Below are 15,968 nucleotides of genomic sequence, written 5' to 3'. Positions count from 1 at the left end.
GCCGATGCTGCAGAGGCGTTCCCATCCGGTTCAGGAGGAGGGATTCCATGGCGTCGCGCCCCACCTGGGAGGGCCATCTGCGGCTGTCGCTGGTCGCCTGCCCCGTCTCGCTCTACCCGGCCACCAGCTACGCCCGCGACATCCACTTCCACCTGATCAACCCGGAGACGGGCAACCGCATCCGCCAGGTCACCGTCGATCCGGAGGCGGGCGAGGTGGAGCGGAAGGAGCTGGTGCGCGGCTTCGAGTACGAGAAGGACCAGTACGTCCTCCTCACCAATGAGGAAATCAAGTCGGTCCGGCTCGAAAGCACGCGCACCATCGATATCGAGCGCTTCGTGGATGCCACGCAGATCGACCGGATCTGGTGGGATACGCCCTATTACCTGGCGCCTGACGGCAAGGCGGGCATCGACGCCTTCACCGTGATCCGCTCGGCGATGGAGGATTCCGCGAAGGTCGCCATCGCGCGCGTCGTCATCGGCACGCGCGAGCGCGTGGTGGCGATCGAGCCGCGGGGCAAGGGCCTGCTGCTGACCACGCTGCGCAGCCATGACGAGATCCGCGAGGCGGAGGAATACTTCGAGGGCATCCCCAACGCCAAGCCCGACAAGCGCATGCTCGAGATCGCCGACAAGATCATCGAGCAGCAGTCCGGCGCCTTCGATCCCACCCAGTTCAACGACCGCTATGAGGACGCGCTACGCGCGCTGATCGAGAGCAAGAAGGATGGCGGCGATGGCGGCGTCACCGCGCCCCCGCCGCGCGACGACAATGTGATCGACCTCATGGAGGCCTTGCGGAAGAGCCTGGAGCAGGGCGGCCGTCCGGCGAACGATCGCGGCAAGCCCGCGGCCAAGGCGCGGCCCGCCGCCAAGAAGCCCGCGGCGAAGAAGGCGCCAGCCAAGGCGCCGGCGCGGAAGGCGGCCCCTGCCAAGCGGCGCCGCGCGGGCTGATGGCCGACAAGCTCTCCGGCTACCGCGCCAAGCGCGATTTCTCGCGCAGCCCCGAGCCGCAAGGCGGCACGGCGGCGGGAGAGCGCCTCGCCTTCGTGGTGCAGAAGCACGACGCCACGCGGCTGCACTACGATTTCCGGCTGGAATGGGATGGCGTGCTGAAATCCTGGGCCGTGACGCGCGGCCCCTCCATGGACCCCGCCGACAAGCGCCTCGCGGTCGAGGTCGAGGACCATCCGCTGGACTATGGCAGCTTCGAGGGGATCATCCCCGCGCCGGGATACGGCGCCGGCACCGTGATGCTGTGGGACCACGGGTCCTGGGCGCCGCTGGATCCCAAGACCGTCGATCGAGACCTCGCGAAGGGGGAGCTGAAATTCGTCCTGGCCGGGGAGCGGCTGAAGGGCGGGTTCGTGCTGGTGCGCCTGAAGCCCCGCCCCGGAGAGAAATCCAAGCGCCACAACTGGCTTCTCATCAAGGAGCGCGACAGCATGGCGACGCCGGGGGCGGGCGATGCGGTGCTGAAGGCGCAGACCTCGGTGAAGACCGGCCGGACCCTGGATCAGATCGCGAAGAAGGCGCCGGGCAAAAAGGAAGTCTGGACGAGCGACGAGAAGAAGAAGCCCGCCGCCGAACCGATGCCCAGCTTCATCGCGCCGCAGCTCTGCCAGCTCGTCTCCACGCCGCCGGACGGGCAGGACTGGATCCACGAGCTCAAGCTCGACGGCTATCGCCTCCAGCTCCGCGTGGAGAAGGGCAAGGCCGCGATCCGCACGCGGACCGGCCTCGACTGGACGCAGCGCTTTCCCACCATCGCGAAGGAAGCGGCGGGCCTGCCCGATGCGATCATCGACGGCGAGGTGGTGGCGCTGGATGCCGACAACCAGCCGAGCTTCGGCCTGCTCCAGGCGGTGCTTTCCGGCGAGCGGAAGGCACCGCTGATCTACTACGCCTTCGACCTGATGCACGACGGCACGAAGGATATCCGGCGCGAGCCGCAACTGGCGCGAAAGGCCGCGCTGAAGGCGCTGCTGCCGGCGAAGGGGAAGTCCATCCTCTACCTCGACCATTTCGCGCAGCCGGGCGAGGCGGTGCTCTCCCACGCTTGCCGCCTCCATATGGAGGGCATCGTGTCCAAGCGTGCCGACGCGCCCTATGTCTCCGGGCGCGGCGGAACCTGGACCAAGGCCAAGTGCCGCGGTCGCGACGAGTTCCTCATCGGAGGCTGGTCGCTGGAGAAGCGCGGCGCGGGCAAGGGGCTCGGCTCGCTGCTGATGGGCGCGATGCGCGACGGCAAACTCGCCTATATGGGCCGCGTCGGGACCGGCTTCTCAGGCGCCGTGGGCGACAAGCTCATCGCCGCGCTGAAGCCGCTGCAGCGCAAGACCTCGCCCTTCGCCGGCGCCCAGCCCGCCCGCACCAGCGACGCGCTCTGGGCCGAGCCGAAGCTCGTGGCCGAGGTAGCCTATGGCGGGCTCACCGAGGAAGGCATCCTGCGCCACGCCAGCTTCCAGGGCCTGCGCGAGGACAAGCCGCCGGAACAGGTCGCGCCGCCGGAGCCCGCCGCGCCCAAGCCCAAGGCCCCGAAGCGCGCCAAGCCCGCGCTGGCGCTGACCCATCCCGAGAAGATCCTCTGGCCCGCGACGGAGACGACGCCGGAAGTCACCAAGGGCGATCTCGGCGCCTATTACGCGAAGCTCGCGGACCGCATCCTGGCCGAGGTCGCGGGCCGCCCCATCTCCGTCCTGCGCGCGCCCGACGGGATCACGAAGCAGCTCTTCTTCCAGCGGCACGCCATGCCGGGCCAGTCGCCGCTGATCCGTGCCGTGCCGGTGGAGGGGCAGCCCAAGCCCTACATGCGGATCGACGACGCGGCCGGGCTGGCGGCGCTCGCCCAGGTCTCGGTGGTGGAAATCCATCCCTGGGGCGCCAAGGCGGACCGCCCCGAGACGCCGGACCGCCTGATCTTCGACCTCGACCCCGCCGAGGGGCTGGGCTTCGACGCCGTGGTGAAGGGCGGGCTGGAGCTGCGCGAGCGGCTGAAGGGATACGGCCTCACGGCCTTTCCGCGCGTGACGGGCGGCAAGGGGCTGCACCTCGTCGTGCCGCTCGCGGTGCCGAAGCGCGGCGCGGTGCCCGACTGGCCCCAGGCCAAGCAGTTCGCGCGCCTCGTCTGCATGCTGATGGAGAAGGACGCGCCGAAGCTCTACACGACCACCATGGCGAAGAAGGCCCGCACGGGCCGGATCTTCCTCGACTATCTCCGCAACGACCGGCTTTCGACCGCCATCGCGAATTTCTCGCCGCGGGGCCGGCCTGGCGCGCCGGTTGCCCATCCGGTGGCGTGGTCGGAAGTAAAGCCAGGGCTGGACCCGGCCGGCCTTCGCCTGCCCGCTTTGCTGGACTCGCCGGTTCCCAAGGACCCCTGGAAGGACTTCGAGGCCATGGCGGGCTCGCTGCGGGCGGCGATGGAGAGAGCAATCCGTTGACAGGGGCACCCCCGAAGGGTGCACATTCCCCATCAACCTGTGGTTGTGCAGCCGTGAGCATAAGGCGGGAGGACCAGATGGGAGCCACCTGGTGGCTCGGCGGTGCCGGGCCTGGACCGAAAGCGGAAGGCATGGACGAACAGCGCGCGGGAACGATCGCGCGCCTCGCCGCGGTGACGCGTGAGCTGCGGGCGGCGCTGGACGCGGAAGCCGCCGCGCGCCATCCGTCGCGCGAGGATTTCTTGACTTCCCTCCGTCCGAATCCCTAAGCCTCCGCCTCTCGAGGAGGCCCGGACGGGCAGCCTGCGTTGCCCGGCCATGGAGCCTCCCGGTGGGGAGAGGTCCATGAAGCGTCACCCGAACATCGCGAGGATCGTCCTCGCCACCGGCATGGGGCTCGCCTGCCTCGCCGCCGCACCCGCCCATGGCCAGACGGCCGCGGCGCCCAGCCCGCACCGCACGCTCGGCACCGTGAACTTCCCGGTGACCTGCAGCCCGGCCGCACAGGCGGACTTCAACCACGCGATGCTGCTGCAGCACTCCTTCTGGTACCAGATGGCGGGGGAGAGCTTCCGCCAGGTGCGCCAGCAGGACCCGGGCTGCACCATGGCCTATTGGGGCGAGGCGCTGACGCTGCTCACCAACCCCTACAGCCCGCCCTCGCCGCAGAACCTGCGCCAGGGCAAGGCGCTGCTGGAAGAAGCGCAGCGGATCGGCACCCGCAGCCCGCGCGAGGCCGCCTATATCGAGGCGCTGGCCGTCCTCTTCGCGGGCGACAACCCGCCCGGGCATCGCGCACGCCTCACCGCCTATCGCGACGCGATGGGCCGCCTGCACGAGCGATTCCCGGACGACAAGGAAGCGATGATCCACTACGCGCTGCTGCTCGGCGTCGCATCCTCGCCCAACGACCGCAGCTATGCCGACCCGCTGCGCGGCGCCGCGATGCTGGAGCGCGAGCTGGTGCTGCAGCCGGAGCATCCGGGCATCGTCCACTACCTGATCCACCTCTACGACTACCCGGCGCTGGCCAGCCGCGGCGTGCGCGCCGCCGATCGCTACGGCACGCTGGCCGCCGATGCGCCACACGCGCTGCACATGCCGTCGCACATCTACACGCGCGTCGGCCGCTGGGAGGATTCCGTCGAGAGCAACAGACGCGCGGCCGAGCTCGCGCTGCGGAACCGCGAGCCGGACGATACGCTCCACGCCTATGACTACATGGTCTACGCCTATCTCCAGACCGGCCGCGACCGCGCGGCGCGCGAAGCGATGGAGCGTGCGATCTCGGCGCGGTTCGAGGGCCCTACGCGCAACGCCTATGCCTTCGCCATGGCCGCCATCCCCGCCCGCTTCGCGCTGGAGCGCGGCGACTGGGCGGATGCCGCGACCCTCACGCCGCGGGCCGAGCCGAACTTCGCCTATACCGAGGCGCTGACGCATTTCGCGCGCGCCATCGGCCTCTCGCGCAGCGGCCGTCCGATGGAGGCGACGCCGGATATCGAGGCGCTGGCCCGCATCGCGCAGGCGCTCCAGGCCCGCGATCCCTATTGGTCGGAGCAGGTGGCGATCCAGCGGGAGGCCGCCATGGGCGTCCAGCAATTCGCCGCCGGCCAGCGCGAGGACGGGCTGGCGACGCTGCGCGGCGCGGCCGAGCGCGAGGGCCGCACCGACAAGCATGTGGTCACGCCCGGCCCGCTGGCGCCGGCGCGCGAGCTCTATGCGGAGGCGCTGATGGAGGCCGGCGAGCCCGCGCGCGCGCTCACGGAGTTCGTGGCCGTGCAGGTGACCGAGCCGCGCCGCTTCCGCGCCATCCTCGGCGCCGCGCGCGCCGCGGAGGCTGCGGGCCAGCCCGACGAAGCGCGGCGCCACTATGCCGCGCTGGTCGATGTGGCGGGACAGGCGGATGGGCGGCGCGCGGAGCTGATCGCCGCGCGCGCCTATCTGGCGCGATAGCGCGAGCCAAGCCGCCGGAGGCGGCGCCCGGCGCCCGACCGCGCTATCCAGCCCCCAGCCAGCGCGCGGTCTGGAAGGTGACGAAGGCGGCGAGATAGGCGAGGCCCACCATGTAGGCGAAGGTGAACCACGCCCACCTGGCGCCGCCCGTCTCGCGCCGGATCACCGCCAGCGTCGCCGCGCATTGCGGCGCGAAGATATACCAGGCGAGGAAGGCCAGCGCCGTCGCCAGCGACCATTTCCCGGCCAGGGCCTGGCCGAGCTCGGTCGAATCATCCTCGGCATTCTCGATGGCATAGACGGTGCCGAGCGAGGCCACCGCGACTTCGCGCGCCGCCATGCCGGGGATGAGCGCCACGCCGATCTGCCAGTTGAAGCCGATGGGGCGCAGCACGGGCTCCACCGCATTGCCGATGGCGTAGGCGTAGCTGTACTCGATCGCGGGCTCGGTCGCGTCCTCCGGCGGGCGGGGCACGGAGGAGAGGAACCAGATCACGATCATCATCGCGAGGATGATCGTGCCCGCGCGCCGCAGGAAAGCCCGCGCGCGCTGCCAGAGCGCGATGGCCACGTCGCGCGCGCGCGGCCATTTGTAGTCCGGCAGCTCCAGCATGAAGGGGTCGTTGGGCGTTTTGCGCCACATCAGCTTGCGGAACACGAAGGACATGGCCAGCGCGCTCAGGATGCCGATGGCGTAGAGGCCGAACATCACCAGGCCCTGCAGCCCCACCCAGCCCCAGACCGTCTCGTCCGGGATGAAGGCGCCGATGATGAGCGTGTAGACCGGAATGCGCGCCGAGCACGTCATGAGCGGCGCGACCAGGATGGTCGCCAGCCGGTCGCGCCGGCTGTCGATGACGCGCGTGGACATGATGCCGGGGATGGCGCAGGCGAAGCTCGACAGCAACGGGATGAAGGCGCGCCCGTGCAGCCCCGCGCCGCCCATGATGCGGTCCATCAGGAAGGCGGCCCGCGCCATGTAGCCGAAATCCTCCAGCAGCAGGATGAAGAGGAACAGGATCAGGATCTGCGGCAGGAAGACCAGCACGCTGCCCACGCCCGCAATCAGCCCATCCTTCAGGAAGCTGCGCAGCAGCCCTGCCGCGCCCTCCTCCGGCAGGGTGGAGGCGACGAGATCGCCCAGCGCCGAGAAGCCGCCATCGATCAGGTCCATCGCGGGCTCGGCCCAGGCGAAGACGGCCTGGAACATCAGGAACAGCACCGCGAGCAGGATGACCATGCCCGCCACCGGATGCAGCAGCACGGCATCGAGGCGCCGCGTCAGCGGGTCGCGCTTGTCGGGGATGGCGACGCAGGCGGAGACGAGGCGGTCCGCCTCGCGCTGCGCCTCGCGCAGGGCGGCCGCGTCCGGCGCGCTCCATTCGAGGCGCTGCGCCTCGCCGGATGGCGCGGCATCGAAGGCGGCGAGCAGCGCATCCGTGCCGCCGCGCCGCACGGCGACGGAGGTGATGACCGGCACGCCGAGCTCCGCCGCCAGCTTCTCCACGTCGATCGCGATGCCGCGGTGGCGCGCGATGTCGATCATGTTGAGGGTGACGATCATCGGCCGCCCGGTGCGCTTGAGCTCCAGCGCCAGGCGCAGGCCGAGGCGCGGGCTGGTCGCGTCCACGACACAGACCAGGAGCTCGGGCGGCGCCACGCCTTCGACGCGGCCCAGCACCACGTCGCGCGCGATGGCCTCGTCGGGGCTGCGGGCGCGTAGCGAATAGGTGCCGGGCAGGTCCAGCAGCGAAACCTGGCGCCCGCCCGGAGTGGTGAGGCGGCCTTCCTTGCGCTCGATGGTCACGCCCGGGTAGTTCGCCGCGCGCTGATGGCTGCCGGTCAGCGCGTTGAACAGCGCCGTCTTGCCGCAATTCGGGTTGCCGACCAGCGCGATGCGGATGGCGCGCGCGCGCGAGCTGATCTCGTTCATGATGCGCTGCCGGCCGGCCCGACGAGGATGAAGGCCGCCTCGCTGCGGCGGAGCGCGACGGTGGTGGTCTGTACGCGGATGGCGATGGGGTCGCCGCCGAAGGGGCCCGTATGCAGCACCTCGACGCGGGCGCCCTCGACGAAGCCGAGCTCGATCAGCCGCCGTTCCAGCTCCTCGGCCGGGAGGCCGTGCGCGGCGAGCGGACGAAGGCCCAGGATGCGGCCGGAAAAGCCACGCGCCGCCTGGCCGAGATCGGCGGGCGGGGCGGGTTCGGAATCAGACATGCACGCGCGGATCCAGGAAGATGGCGCGCCTTTTTGATGCGAATAGCTGGCATTTGCAATTAGCCGGCGGCTTGATGCCGCCGGCGTTACGTTACGGGAGTGACACGTCCCTTAGTCGTCGCGCAACTGCCCGCCATAGGCCGCGGCCACGCTCGAGACGAAAGCCCCGATCAGCAGCGACAGCGCCATGAAGATGGCGAGCTTGGCGCCCGCCGCCCGCGCCTCGTCCGCCAGGCGCTGGGCGGCCACCTTGGCCTCCTTGCCCTGGGTCACGGCCTGGTCGATCCGCGTCCGCGCCTCGTCGGCCGAAACACCGGTCCGGGAAGCGATGAGGCCCGCCAGGTAGTCGCGGTCGGCCGCCGGAAGCTCGCCGGTCATGACCGCGTTGCTGACGATCCGCATGGCCTCGCCAGCGGCGACCCCGTCGTCACCCTGCGCCGGGGCGGCGCCGGGCTGGGCGGGGCGAAGCAGCCGGTCCAGCGCATAGGGCGTCACGGGACCCACGGTCTGCACCGCGGAGCTCGCGGCCGACCCCGCCGCGCCGACCACATTGCCGAGCGCCGCACCGAGCAGCGAGACGGCGATGATGGTCGCCAGCGCCCAGGACAGCAGGCCATGGGCGGTGTCGCGGAAGAAGACCTCGTCGCGGTGCACGGCCGTCCAGCGCGTGCGCAGCCGCCCGGCGACATAGCCGCCGAGGCCCGAGGCGATCCACTGCGTGATGATCAGCCACACGACGGTCATGACACCGAGCGTGGTGGCCGAAGCGCCCTGGCCCTCCCACGGGGAGACGGACCAGAAGCCGAACCCCGTGCCGATACCCAGCAGCACGAGCGAGGCACCGCAGGCCGCGACCGCGCCTGCGAAAATGGCCGCCCAGGATACGGCCGACTGTTCCGGCGCCGCGACCGCCGCGACGGGCGGCTCGCGGTCACGCAGGAACATCTCTCTGGATTCGACGAATTCCGACATGGCTCAGCGCCAGAGGAGCGCGAGCAGGATGATGACCGGGATGGGAACCCCGAGCAGCCAGAGAAGAATGCCGCGACCCATGTTTGCCTCCTTGGAATGATCGAACCTGTTGGCGAAACGGGAGAACTCGCCTCGCGGTTGCATCAGCGGGAAGCACCACGTGCACGGCCCACGAGATTCCGGCAGCGCGGGTCGTCGCCGATGCCGAACTGGATGGTCGGCAGGATCGCCAACGGCACCGCGACGAAGCCCAGAGCCGCCGCCAGGCCGCCGCGAATGCCCAGCTCGACCACATCCGGCGTCACCGAGGCATCGGCGAAAGTGCCGGCGATGTGGAAGCTCGTCGGCAGGGCGGCGATCGTCATGGACTTCGAATCCGTGCCGAGGCGCACGTCGATGCGCTCGTTCACGAGGTTCACGCTGCCCGTGGCGTTCATCAGCACGTCCTCGGTGTCGAGCAGGACGGTGCGCAGGTTCACGATGCCCCGCTGGAGGCCGAGGTCCGCGACGAAGCACTCCACGCGCGTCCGGTTCGGCAGGCCGAGCGCGGAGAAGATCGCATTTCCCAGCCTGAGGCCCGCAAGGTCGACCAGCAGGGCCGACATGTTGCCACCCGACATGAAAAGCCGCGCGCCGCCATTGCCGCGGGCGAGGAGCTGCGCGACGGACCGCCCGGTGCTGTCGAGCTGCAGCGTGCCGGAAAGCGCGCCGCCGCCTTCCGCGACACCCGTGGCGCCCAGCAGGCGCGAGACGTCCACGCGCTGGAACTCCGCCGTGCCGCGCAGCCGGAGCGCGCCATCCTCCTGCGGGGTCAGCACCATCTCGCTGGCGATGCGGCCCTGCCCGACGCCGAAGCTGACGGGATGCAGCGTCACGACGCCATCGACGATGTCCATGGCGACGCGCAGGTTGTCGAGCGGCATGTTGCGCCCCTCGATCCGCTCGGCGCGATAGTTCAGGTGGATGTTCGCGGCGCGAATGCGCGGCAGGCTCACCGGCGCATCCGGCAGCACGCGGCCCGAGCGCGCGTTGGATTGCCCCTCCGTCGGCGCGCCGCCGATGAAGCCCGCCAGATCGTCCAGGTTCACTCGGCGGGAGTTGAGGTTGGCCGTGACCTCGGGCCGCGGCCTTGTGCTTTCGGGCCGGCGGTCGGCCGGGACGGGCGGCGTGCGCTCGCGCCGGTTCGGCCCGGCCGCGGGAGGCGGCGCCTGCGTCACGGGCGGGCGTTCCGGCGGGCTCGCAGCGGCCTGCTGCTCCTGCCGCTGCTGGCGGCCGCGCGCCTGGGCGGGCGGCGCGGCGGGCGCCAGCGGCACCTCGGTCGCCGGACGCGCGGCATTGGGTGCCACCAGCACCTCGCCATTGAGATCCGTGCGGCCGACACGGCCTTGCATGTCATGGAAGCGCACGCGCCCCTCGGTGAAATCCAGCCGCCCCGCGACGCGATAGGCCGGCGTGGTCGGGATGGGCACGCCGGTGAGCGGCATGAGCAGCTTCATGTCCGGCCCCTGCAACTCCAGCCGCAGGTCGGCGCCGCGCAACGCGAGCGGCTCCGTCACCGTGCCTTCCAGCTTCACCTGGGTCGGTCCGTTCGCCAGCTGCATCCGCATGGGCCAGGGCCTGCTGGCATCGCGCAGGCCGAGCAGCGCGCCGCCCGTCATCTCGCCGTTGATGGGCTGCGCGGCATAGGTGCCCTCGGCCCGCATGGTGAAGGAAGGCTCCTGCCCTTCCGCATCCTGGGTCGAGAGCAGAAGGTTGAAGTCGGCCTCCAGCCGCTCCAGCGCGACGCGGGCACGCGCATCGGCGATGGCCAGGCGGCCGATCTCCACGCCCGGGCCGCCGCCGGCTTCGCCGCCCGCGCTGTCCAGCGCTGGGAAGGTGTAGTTGGCCGTGCCGTCCTCGCGCGCCAGCAACTGCAAGGCGGGCTCGCGCAGCGCGATGGAGGGGATGACCACGCGCCGCTCACGCAGCAGGGGCCAGAGCTCCACCGTCACCACCGTCTCGGGCAGGAGGGCGAAGGGCGGGTCGGCGGGGAATTCCGGCGGATTGGCGACGCGCATGTCGCGCAGCGTGATCTCCGGCACGCGGCCCAGCCGCACGTGGAGGTGCGCGATGCTCACCGGCCGGCCGAGCGCCGCGGTCGCGCGCGCCTCCACCAGCGGGATCAGCCAGTCCCATCGAAAGAGGAGTGCCAGGACCAGAATGGGAAGGGCGATGCCGGCGGACCAGCGCAACGCCTTGGGGATCCGCATCTCGATTCACCTCCAGGCCATGCAGCGAAACCCGCGCGACGCGGAGGGGTTGCCTTCATGCCACCGCACATAAATCCCGGTGGCGCCGAAACGGACGTCCTGCCCTCGGGTTCATGCTTCGGCGGAAGAGGGACATTCCATGGCTTCGGACGAGATGACCGGAAACGGCGGCGAAACCCATCAGACGGCGGGTGGCGCCCTTCCCACATTGACCACGAGCCAGGGCCTGCCCATCGCCGATGGCCAGAACTCGCTGCGCGCCGGCCCGCGCGGGGCAGGCCTGCTGGAAGATTTCATCCTGCGGGAGAAGATCTTCCACTTCGACCACGAGCGTATTCCGGAGCGCGTGGTCCACGCGCGCGGCTATGGCGCGCATGGCTATTTCGAGACCTATGAGTCCCTCGAGGCGATCACGCGCGCGGACCTGTTCCAGCGCGCGGGCGAGCGGACGCCGGCCTTCGTCCGCTTCTCGACCGTTGCGGGCAACAAGGGCTCCTCCGACCTGGCGCGCGACGTGCGCGGCTTCGCGGTGAAGCTCTACACCCAGCAGGGCAACTGGGATCTCGTGGGGAACAATATCCCGGTCTTCTTCATCCAGGACGCGATCAAGTTCCCCGACCTGATCCACGCCGCCAAGGACGAGCCGGACAGCGGCTTCCCGCAGGCCCAGACCGCCCACGACAATTTCTGGGACTTCGTGTCGCTGATGCCGGAATCCACGCACATGCTGATGTGGATCATGTCCGACCGCACGATCCCTCGCTCTTTCCGCTTCATGGAGGGCTTCGGCGTCCACAGCTTCCGCATGGTGAACGCCCAGGGCAAATCCACGTTCGTGAAGTTCCACTGGAAGCCGAAGCTCGGCATGCAGTCGGTGATGTGGAACGAGGCGGTGAAGATCAACGGCGCCGACCCCGATTTCCATCGCCGGGATCTATGGAACGCCATCCAGACCGGCGACTTTCCCGAATGGGAGCTAGGCCTGCAGCTCTTCGACGAGGAATTCGCCGCGAGCTTCGATTTCGACATCCTGGACCCGACCAAGATCATTCCCGAAGAGGTGGTCCCGGTTCGCCGCGTCGGCCGCCTGGTGCTCGACCGCGTGGTGGACAATTTCTTCGCGGAGACCGAGCAGGTCGCCTTCATGACGCAGAACGTCGTGCCCGGGATCGACTTCACCAATGACCCGCTGCTGCAGGGGCGGAACTTCTCCTACCTCGACACGCAGCTGAAGCGGCTCGGCGGGCCGAACTTCGCCCAGCTGCCGATCAATGCGCCGAAATGCCCTTTCCACCACTTCCAGCAGGATGGCCACATGGCCTTCCGCAACCCGAAGGGCCGCGTGAACTACGAGCCCAATTCCTGGGGAGAGGGCCCGCGAGAAGCGCCGGAGACGGGCTTCCGCAGCGTCCCCGCCGAGGAGATGGGACCCAAGCTGCGCATCCGGCCGGAACTCTTCGCGGACCACTACAGCCAGGCGCGCCAGTTCTTCCAGAGTCAGACGCCTGTCGAACAGGGGCACATCCGCGACGCCTTCGTCTTCGAACTCGGCAAGGTCCAGACGCCCGCCATCCGCGCGCGCATGCTCTCGCGCCTGCGGAATGTGGACGAGGCGCTGGCCGCGAAGATCGCCGATGGGCTGGGCATGGAGTTGCCCGGGGCCGCGGCGCCGGCGCGGCCCGTGATCGAGCTCGCACCATCGCCGGCGCTGAGCATCCAGCTGAACCCGCCCCCGAGCTTCGCCGGGCGGAAGGTCGGCGCCTTCGTCACGGACGGCACGGACATGGCTTTGCTGGCCGATCTGCAAGCCGAGCTGGCGGCGGAAGGCGCGGTGCTGGAGCTGGTGGCGCCGAAAGTCGGCGGAATCATCTCGAGCTCGGGCGAGATCGTGCCGGCCGACCACGCGCTGGAAGGCGGGCCGTCGGTGCTGTTCGACGCGGTGGCCTTGCTGCCGTCGGAAGCCGCGGCACGCATGCTCGCGCCGGTGGCCGTGATGCGCGACTGGCTCGCCGACGCGCATGCCCACTGCAAGTTCGTCGCCCACACCGCCTCCGCCGCGCCTCTCTTCGAGAAGGCCGGCGTGGCGATGGATGGCGGCTATATCCCACTCGCCAAGCCCGGCGATGCGGCGGGCTTCGTCACGGCCTGCCGCCAGCTTCGCTTCTGGGAACGCGAGCCACAGGTCAAGTGAGGAAGCCAATGAGCCAGGTCGAGGAACGCCAGCGGGCCATCCAGCGTCAGGTGAAGGAAGCCGACGCGAAGCGCCCGAAGGAGAAGCCCCAGGGAGCCATGCAGGCGGGCGCGCGCGAATACCCTGAACCGCCCTTCCCGGATCAGCTTCTGGACAAGCCCGGGCTGGAAAAGGACCAGAAGCTCCAGCCCATGTACGATGCGCCCTACTGGAAGGGCTCGGGCAAGCTGGAGGGCATGCGCGCCATCGTGACCGGCGGCGATTCCGGCATCGGGCGCGCGGTCGCGGTTCTCTTCGCGCGGGAGGGGGCGGATGTCTGCATCATGCACCTTCCCGGCGAGCAGGCCGATGCGGATAAGACCTGCGAGGCCATCCGGGGCGAGGGCCGCAAGGCGCACTCCATCGCTGGTGACGTCACCGACCGCGCCTTCTGCTTCAGCGCCGTGGAACAGGCCGCCGGCGCGCTGGGCGGGGTGGACATCCTGGTGAACAACGCCGCCTTCCAGCTTCACGTGGGCCAGTTCGAGGACCTGACGGAGGATCACTTCGACCTCACGCTCAAAACCAATCTCTATGGCTATTTCCACATGACGCAGGCCTGCATCCCCCGCATGAAGCCCGGCTCCTCCATCGTGAACTCGGGGTCGGTCACGGGGCTGATGGGAAGCCCGGCCATCGTGGACTACTCCATGACGAAGGGGGGCATCCACGCCTTCACCCGGGCGCTCTCGGGCGCGCTGATCGCGCGCGGAATCCGCGTCAATGCCGTGGCCCCGGGCCCGGTCTGGACGCCGCTCAACCCCAGCGACGATGCCGAGAAGGCGAAGCATTTCGGCGAGGGCACGCCCATGAAGCGCCCAGCCCAGCCGGAGGAGCTGGCGCCGGCCTACGTCTTCCTCGCGTCACCGCAGATGTCGAGCTACATCACGGGCGAGATTCTGCCTGTGATCGGCGGCTATGGGGCACATTGAGGGAGGGATGGTGGAGCTGAGCGGGATCGAACCGCTGGCCTCGTCATTGCGAACGACGCGCTCTCCCAACTGAGCTACAGCCCCGTATCCATCCGCCGCGTTGGGGCGCGGCGAGGGGCCGGTTCATGCTAGATCGGGCTTCCGGTGTCAACACCCCCCTCTCCCTCCAGCCCTGGCGCTTGCCCCGCGCCCTGCCATCCGCGACAAGGGGCGCTGACATCCGGAGTGCCGCCCCGCCATGATCCTCGATGCCGTCTTCTTCCTTCTCCAGGCCGGGCTCAGCCTGTTCTTCTGGGCCATCCTGATCGCGGCCGTCCTGTCGCTGCTGATCGGCTTCGGCGTCCTGGACACGCGTAACCGGCTGGTCTGGTCGCTCTCCGACTTCTTCTACCGCGTCACGGAACCTGCCATGCGGCCCGTGCGCAACATGCTTCCCAACTTCGGGAACATCGACCTTTCGCCCCTCGTGGTGCTGCTGCTGGTCCAGGCGGCGATGCTGCTGGTGGGGGCGATCCAGGGCTACCTGATCCGCGGCGGGCTTTATTTCTGAGGATTCGCGCATGACGCAGATCATCGACGGCAAGGCTGTGGCGGCGCGGCTGCGGTCGAGCCTCGCGGCCCGCATCGCCCAGCTCTCCTTCAAGCCCGGCCTGGCCGTCGTCCGCGTCGGCGAGGATCCCGCGAGCGGCGTCTATGTCCGCAACAAGGACCGCGCCGCGAGCGAGGCCGGCTTCGCCTCGCGCACCATCCACTTGCCTGAATCCACCACCGAGGCCGAGCTCCTGGCGCAGATCGCCGCGCTCAACGCCGACCCGGGCGTGGACGGAATCCTGGTGCAGCTGCCGCTGCCGAAGCACATCCGCTCCGAGGCCGCGATCGCCGCCGTGGACCCGGCCAAGGACGTGGACGGCTTCCACCCGGTGAATGCGGGCAAGCTCGCCTCGGGCCTGCCCGGCCTCGTACCCTGCACGCCGCGGGGCGTCATGCACCTGCTGGCCGAGGCCAAGGCCAAGCTCTCCGGCGCGCGCGCCGTGGTGGTGGGCCGCAGCCAGATCGTGGGCCGCCCCATGGCGCAGCTTCTGCTGGGCGCCGACTGCACCGTGACCATCGCCCATTCCCGCACCGCGGACCTGCCCGGCGAATGCCGAAGGGCGGATATCCTGGTCGCGGCGGTGGGCCGGCCGGAGATGATCCGGGGCGACTGGGTGCGCGAGGGCGCCATGGTCATCGACGTGGGCATCAACCGCATGCCCGACGGCAAGCTGAAGGGCGACGTCGCCTATGAGGAGGCGCTGCCCCGCGCCGCCGCCATCACGCCCGTGCCGGGCGGCGTCGGTCCCATGACCATCGCCTGCCTGCTGGAGAACACGCTGGAGGCGGCGCTGGCCCGCAGGGCCTAGCGCCTGGTCCGCGAAGCCGGCATCGCCGGAGAATCAGCCGCTCAGAATTATCCCGGCGTCCAGGCCTGCGGCCGGGCGCCGGGTACGAAGTCCAGCATCATCTGCAGGCTCCGCGCGATGCGGCTGGCGCGCTCCTGCAGCAGCGCCGCGGCTTCCGGCGGCATCTCGGCCTCCGTCGTCGCCTTCCAGAGCGCCAGCCAGCGCGCGAATTTCTCGGCGGAGAGATGCTCTCGGAGCCGCATGTGCACGGCCGCCGGATTTCCCTTGTACCGCTCGCCCCGGAGCATGACGCCGGACCAGAAATCCGCGAGCGTCTGGAGGTGCGCGGGCCAGTCGTCCACCTCGCCCTCGAAGACCGGGCCGAGCAGGGCGTCGGCGCGGATGCGTTCGTAGAAGCGCTGGACGAGGTGCGCCAGCGAGGCCTCGTCAATGCCGTCGGGGGTGGTCATGCGGTCAGGATAGCACGGAGATGCTTCCCAGCGCGCAGCGGACGACGGACAGGCTGCGCCTCACGGCCGGACTGACACAGCTCCTCCGGGCACAAGGAGGGCCCGCTATAGCATGGCA

Annotated in this window: 13 protein-coding genes and 1 tRNA gene; 8 read left to right on the top strand and 6 right to left on the bottom strand. The window is 70.0% G+C overall.

All coding sequences use genetic code 11. From position 1 onward, the window contains the following. Nucleotides 1-47 precede the first annotated feature (47 nt). The 4 genes from WJM96_RS02915 to WJM96_RS02900 all read left to right on the top strand — a co-directional run bounded on the left by WJM96_RS02915 (nt 48) and on the right by WJM96_RS02900 (nt 5,401). On the top strand, nt 48-956 hold the full coding sequence (locus WJM96_RS02915; RefSeq protein WP_424810921.1) for a Ku protein: 909 nt from the start codon (nt 48-50) through the stop codon (nt 954-956). Then, nucleotides 956-3,445: a DNA ligase D gene (gene ligD, locus WJM96_RS02910; protein WP_424810920.1), complete on the top strand. Its 2,490-nt coding sequence runs from the start codon at nt 956-958 to the stop codon at nt 3,443-3,445. The genes WJM96_RS02915 and ligD overlap by 1 nt, the downstream gene beginning before the upstream one ends. Nucleotides 3,446-3,576: 131 nt before the next feature. Beyond that, the gene (locus tag WJM96_RS02905; protein ID WP_424810919.1) at nt 3,577-3,714 is read left to right on the top strand and encodes a hypothetical protein; all 138 of its coding nucleotides are present in this window, start codon (nt 3,577-3,579) and stop codon (nt 3,712-3,714) included. Nucleotides 3,715-3,790: 76 nt separating this feature from the next. Beyond that, nucleotides 3,791-5,401, top strand: a complete 1,611-nt coding sequence (locus tag WJM96_RS02900) for a tetratricopeptide repeat protein (RefSeq protein WP_424810918.1) — start codon at nt 3,791-3,793, stop codon at nt 5,399-5,401. 43 nt (nt 5,402-5,444) lie between these two features. On the opposite strand, the gene feoB is transcribed toward WJM96_RS02900, so the two are convergent. From feoB to WJM96_RS02880, 4 genes are all read right to left on the bottom strand, one after another. Continuing rightward, a complete protein-coding gene (gene feoB / locus WJM96_RS02895) occupies nt 5,445-7,334 on the bottom strand; it encodes a ferrous iron transport protein B (protein ID WP_424810917.1) in 1,890 nt (629 codons plus the stop codon). Next, nucleotides 7,331-7,618 carry a FeoA family protein gene (locus WJM96_RS02890; protein WP_424810916.1) on the bottom strand — a complete coding sequence of 96 codons (288 nt, stop codon included), beginning with the start codon at nt 7,616-7,618 and terminating at the stop codon, nt 7,331-7,333. Before WJM96_RS02890 ends, feoB begins: the two co-directional genes overlap by 4 nt. A 111-nt stretch (nt 7,619-7,729) precedes the next feature. After that, nucleotides 7,730-8,590, bottom strand: coding sequence for a hypothetical protein (locus WJM96_RS02885; protein ID WP_424810915.1), 861 nt, complete (start codon nt 8,588-8,590; stop codon nt 7,730-7,732). Between the two features lie 143 nt (nt 8,591-8,733). Beyond that, nucleotides 8,734-10,839, bottom strand: a complete 2,106-nt coding sequence (locus tag WJM96_RS02880; protein ID WP_424810914.1) for an AsmA family protein — start codon at nt 10,837-10,839, stop codon at nt 8,734-8,736. A 139-nt stretch (nt 10,840-10,978) separates the two neighbouring features. On the opposite strand from WJM96_RS02880, the gene WJM96_RS02875 reads away from it, so the two are divergent. Beyond that, the gene (locus WJM96_RS02875) at nt 10,979-13,030 is read left to right on the top strand and encodes a catalase (RefSeq protein WP_424810913.1); all 2,052 of its coding nucleotides are present in this window, start codon (nt 10,979-10,981) and stop codon (nt 13,028-13,030) included. A gap of 8 nt (nt 13,031-13,038) precedes the next feature. Then, on the top strand, nt 13,039-14,001 hold the full coding sequence (locus WJM96_RS02870) for an SDR family oxidoreductase (protein ID WP_424810912.1): 963 nt from the start codon (nt 13,039-13,041) through the stop codon (nt 13,999-14,001). 8 nt (nt 14,002-14,009) lie between these two features. Here the strand turns inward: WJM96_RS02870 and WJM96_RS02865 are convergent. Beyond that, a tRNA-Ala gene (locus WJM96_RS02865) sits at nt 14,010-14,085 on the bottom strand. 154 nt (nt 14,086-14,239) lie between these two features. On the opposite strand from WJM96_RS02865, the gene WJM96_RS02860 reads away from it, so the two are divergent. Both WJM96_RS02860 and folD read left to right on the top strand, forming a co-directional pair. Beyond that, nucleotides 14,240-14,551 (top strand): YggT family protein, encoded by a 312-nt coding sequence (locus tag WJM96_RS02860; protein ID WP_424810911.1) that lies wholly within the window; start codon nt 14,240-14,242, stop codon nt 14,549-14,551. Between the two features lie 10 nt (nt 14,552-14,561). Continuing rightward, complete coding sequence (folD, locus tag WJM96_RS02855) at nt 14,562-15,401, top strand: bifunctional methylenetetrahydrofolate dehydrogenase/methenyltetrahydrofolate cyclohydrolase FolD (RefSeq protein WP_424810910.1); 840 nt, start codon at nt 14,562-14,564, stop codon at nt 15,399-15,401. Nucleotides 15,402-15,448: 47 nt separating this feature from the next. Here the strand turns inward: folD and WJM96_RS02850 are convergent, their stop codons facing one another. Then, the gene (locus WJM96_RS02850) at nt 15,449-15,850 is read right to left on the bottom strand and encodes a group III truncated hemoglobin (protein WP_424810909.1); all 402 of its coding nucleotides are present in this window, start codon (nt 15,848-15,850) and stop codon (nt 15,449-15,451) included. Nucleotides 15,851-15,968 lie beyond the last annotated feature (118 nt).

This window comes from Roseococcus sp. YIM B11640, assembly GCF_049727625.1.
GTDB lineage: Bacteria > Pseudomonadota > Alphaproteobacteria > Acetobacterales > Acetobacteraceae > Roseococcus.
Note: the sequence above shows the minus strand (reverse complement) of the source record. Positions and strands in the feature narration are given on the sequence as shown.

Bases quoted from the DNA above. Each gene is read 5' to 3' on its own strand.
- WJM96_RS02890 (WP_424810916.1), bottom strand. From the start codon at position 7,618: ATGTCTGATTCCGAACCCGCCCCGCCCGCCGATCTCGGCCAGGCGGCG.
- WJM96_RS02915 (WP_424810921.1), top strand. From the start codon at position 48: ATGGCGTCGCGCCCCACCTGGGAGGGCCATCTGCGGCTGTCGCTGGTC.
- WJM96_RS02905 (WP_424810919.1), top strand. From the start codon at position 3,577: ATGGACGAACAGCGCGCGGGAACGATCGCGCGCCTCGCCGCGGTGACG.
- ligD (WP_424810920.1), top strand. From the start codon at position 956: ATGGCCGACAAGCTCTCCGGCTACCGCGCCAAGCGCGATTTCTCGCGC.
- WJM96_RS02885 (WP_424810915.1), bottom strand. From the start codon at position 8,590: ATGTCGGAATTCGTCGAATCCAGAGAGATGTTCCTGCGTGACCGCGAG.
- WJM96_RS02870 (WP_424810912.1), top strand. From the start codon at position 13,039: ATGAGCCAGGTCGAGGAACGCCAGCGGGCCATCCAGCGTCAGGTGAAG.
- WJM96_RS02860 (WP_424810911.1), top strand. From the start codon at position 14,240: ATGATCCTCGATGCCGTCTTCTTCCTTCTCCAGGCCGGGCTCAGCCTG.
- WJM96_RS02875 (WP_424810913.1), top strand. From the start codon at position 10,979: ATGGCTTCGGACGAGATGACCGGAAACGGCGGCGAAACCCATCAGACG.
- WJM96_RS02850 (WP_424810909.1), bottom strand. From the start codon at position 15,850: ATGACCACCCCCGACGGCATTGACGAGGCCTCGCTGGCGCACCTCGTC.
- WJM96_RS02900 (WP_424810918.1), top strand. From the start codon at position 3,791: ATGAAGCGTCACCCGAACATCGCGAGGATCGTCCTCGCCACCGGCATG.
- feoB (WP_424810917.1), bottom strand. From the start codon at position 7,334: ATGAACGAGATCAGCTCGCGCGCGCGCGCCATCCGCATCGCGCTGGTC.
- folD (WP_424810910.1), top strand. From the start codon at position 14,562: ATGACGCAGATCATCGACGGCAAGGCTGTGGCGGCGCGGCTGCGGTCG.
- WJM96_RS02880 (WP_424810914.1), bottom strand. From the start codon at position 10,839: ATGCGGATCCCCAAGGCGTTGCGCTGGTCCGCCGGCATCGCCCTTCCC.